Annotated in this window: 1 protein-coding gene; it reads right to left on the bottom strand. The window is 59.6% G+C overall.

Annotated elements, in window-relative coordinates; translation table 11 throughout:
* On the bottom strand, positions 1 to 3038 hold a 3038-nt coding region (locus FHW66_RS20655), incomplete at both ends, for a hemagglutinin repeat-containing protein (protein ID WP_183381709.1).

Raw genomic sequence — 3038 nt, 5'->3', positions numbered from 1 at the left:
CTGCCGGTTTGGGTATAGGTCTTGCCGGCGCTGATGCTGACATGGCCATTGGTACTGCCGAGGGTGCTGGCGTTGTTGCTGACTTGGTGGCTGGTTTGATCGTTGTCTTCGGTCTTGACGCCGACGGTGATGCCAATGCCGCCGCCGCTGAAGACACCGGAGGTCTTCTCTTCTTTGCGGTAGGTCTGGCTGGCGCTGTTCTGGCTGGTGAGAATGTTGACGTTGTTGGTGGCTGTCAGTTGCAGGTCTTGGGTGGCTACCAGATCGCTGCCGATCACATGGAGGTCTGTTCCTGCCTGTAGGGTGAGCTTGTCACCGGAGAGGGTGGTGCCGATGGCTTGTGTACTGCTTTGCTGGTCGCGGATGTGCTTGCTGCTGGACGAAATGACGTTGTCGGTATCGACATAGACTTCCTGGTCGTAGGTGCTGCTGTGGGTGGCGCTGCCGATGGTGATCGCGCCGCCAGCGAGGACGTTCAGATCCTGTTCGGCATTGACATAGGCAGCAGCAGTATTCAGGTCGTGCCCGGCGACCAGATTGGTGTTGCCGCCGCTGTGAATGACACTGCCATTGGCTTGTTCCTGGTGCTGGTAGAGGTGGTTTTTGCTGTCATAGGTGACGTTGAGTTCATCTTGGGTGGTGACCGCCTTGAGGTTCAGGTCACGCCCGGCCATCAGGCTGGTGTCGCCACTGCTGGTAATGACGGCGGCGCTGACATTGAGGTCGCGTTGGGCCTGTGCCGTGACGGTGCCGGCGTTGATGGTGCTGATGCGATCAAGGGCAATCTGGATGCTGCTGTTACTGCTGCTGGTACTGGTGTTGGTCAACGTCTCTAGCTGGATATCACGTCCGGCCAGGAGGGCCAGTTGTTCGGCCTGGATGGTGCCGGACTGGTTGTTGATGTCACGTCCTGCCACCAGCAGGGTGTCGCCCTTGCTGCTGAGGGTGCCGAGCCGGTTGTTGATATCAGTGCCAGCCTGGATCACTAATTGTTGGTCGGCTTGCAGCGTACCGGCATTGTCCAGACTGCCGTTGAGGCGCAGGTCAATCTTGTCAGCGGCGATCAGGGCGCCGCTCGGTTTGACATCATCGGCGTGCAACTTGCTGAGGTAGACCACCGGGACCAGTACCTGTTGCGAACTGCCATCGGCCAGCATGACGGTTTGTTCGACCAGCCACACCATATCGGTGGTGAGGGTGGCCATCTGGGCTGCCGATAGTGCCATGCCGGGAAGCAGTGCGAATTGCTGGGCATAGGCGACACCGGCGTCCATCAGGGCTTGATATTGGGCTTCCTGACTGGCATAGGTCCCCAGGGTCTGGCGTCCGGTGAGCTGCAGGATCTGGTTGGTGATCAGTTGTTGTTCGTAGTAACCATCGCCCAGTCGCTTTTGCATGGCTTGCGGGTCCATGCTCAAGCGCCCGAACAGGTAGTCGCTGGAGAGATAGCGACGATAGTTGGTGTAGGCCGGGTGGGTTTCGATCAGGTAAGTGGCGTCGGGGGTGGTGACGGGCCGATAGAGTTGATGGCCGGTCAGTTGATCAAGGCGGGGCGTCTGCCCATGGGCTGGATTGCCGATGCTGTTATAGGGTTGATGGGAATCGGCTTGCCAGATGCCGAGGTCGAAATGGGTGACCGGTAAATCGCGCTGGAGGCGGACGGTGCTTTCTTTGTTGCAGCGTTTAAATCCGCCTGCACATTTTTCGGAGGTGTGGTGGGTGGAGGTGATGTCTTGATGGACGTAAATTTCACCCAGCGGGTTGCTGCCGCCATTGTCGAGTCCCTCGATCTGAGCGCTGAGGGTGCCGCCAGCGACGATGACGCTTTTATCGTTGAGCACGCTGCCGCCGCTGAGCAGCAGATCGCCACCGGCACGGATCTGGCCGGGATCGCTCTCGATGACGACGGTGCGGCTGGTGGTTTCGGTGATGCGGCGGGTGGTGTAGTCATCATGGCTGGCACCGGTGGCGCGGATGACGAGTTTGGTGGTGCTGCCGCTATCGCTGGTAAAGACGTCGTCGGCGCGGTAGACGGTGGGATTGCCGTCGAGTTCGTATTCGGTCCAGTGGCGGGTTTGACTGGGGTCGAGTTCAATCTCGCTGGCAAAGTGGGCGTTGGTGTTGGTCAGCGCGGCGCTGGTGATGGCGAGCTGGCCTGCGCTGTCGATGGTGGCGGAGCTGTTGACGATGGAGTCGGCGCTACCGGTGGCGTGATGTTCGGCATCCAGACTGCCGCCGATGGCTAGGTTGCTCTCGCTCTTGAGGAGGGCATGTTCGCGGTTGATGATCTGCTGGGCACCGATGTGCAGGGTGTTGCGGGCGGCAATCACGCCGGCGCTGGTGCGATCGCTATCATTGGTCAGTGACTGCGCGCCAATGGCAATGTCGTCACCGAAGATGCGGCCGGTATTGGTGATGGTTTGACCGGCCTTGAGCAGGGTCAATTGACCGGCACTCAACAGGCCATCGTGGTGATTGGCGATGGTGGCAGCTTGCACCGAGAGATTGCCGCCTGCGGTAAGCTCGCCTTGGTTGATGACATTGCCGCTGGTGCTAATGGCAAGATCGCCGACGGCGTTCAGAGTATCGCCTTGGGCATGCGTGTAATCGTGACTCAAGCTCAGGCTGGCATTGCCATTGGCCTGGATCACGCCACCGGTGTTGTCGAGGCTGTTGCTGTTGAGCTTGAGATCGCCTCCAGCGAGCAGCTGTGCCGCCTGATTATCGATGTGATCAGAAGCGTGTAGATCGATATCACCACCTGCCGACAAGGTGCCTTGATTGACGATGCTCTCGCCGCTGGCAATCTGTAACCGCTGTGCTGCAGTGGTATCGCCGATGAAGGTGAGTTTGCCGCTGCTGTCGATCTGGATATCGCCTGCCTGCGCGGCGATGTTGCCCATGCTGCGCACGCCGACACCGGCTTCGGTGCCAATCAGGCGGATATGGTTCGCGTACATACCGCCCATTTGGGATAGGTCGATACTGACTGTCGGTTGCTTGTCACGTCCTTCGATGACCTGCACGCCGAGGTCGGC

Origin of the sequence: Herbaspirillum sp. Sphag64, from assembly GCF_014192645.1 — a bacterium.
Lineage (GTDB): Bacteria > Pseudomonadota > Gammaproteobacteria > Burkholderiales > Burkholderiaceae_D > Herbaspirillum.
Note: the sequence above shows the minus strand (reverse complement) of the source record. Positions and strands in the feature narration are given on the sequence as shown.